The organism is Tessaracoccus sp. OH4464_COT-324 (assembly GCF_003932855.1).
Classification (GTDB): domain Bacteria; phylum Actinomycetota; class Actinomycetes; order Propionibacteriales; family Propionibacteriaceae; genus Arachnia.
On the sequence record NZ_RQYZ01000164.1, the window covers coordinates 1 to 333 of the forward strand.

At 64.6% G+C, this 333-nt stretch carries 1 protein-coding gene; it reads right to left on the minus strand.

From position 1 onward, the window contains the following. On the minus strand, positions 1-256 hold a 256-nt coding region (locus tag EII42_RS13785; protein WP_199729912.1), incomplete at its 3' end, for a hypothetical protein. Between the last annotated feature and the right edge of the window lie 77 nt (positions 257-333).

Here is a 333-nt window from a genome sequence, read left to right on the forward strand (position 1 = left end):
AGTCGTCGCGGGGCAGGCCGGCGTAAAGCGGCGGAAAGCGATACGGGGGCGGGATAACAGTCCAGTCCTTGCTATCACGCCAATGCGTGGGAGTCGGGCTAGGCGTCGGCGTGGGTGTCGGCTTGGGCGGGACAGTGATCGTGGTGGTCTCTGTCACGGGCCGAGGGCCTACCGGCAATGCCCAGAACACCACCACCAACCCCACCAAGGTGAAGGCGAGGACGGTGATGGTGGCATACCAGACGCGCTTGTTCATCTAGGGGCTCCCTGATTATCTGAACTCGGGGGGCAGCTCGGGCAGCGGGTAGGAAGAGCGGAGCTGGGGAATGTCGG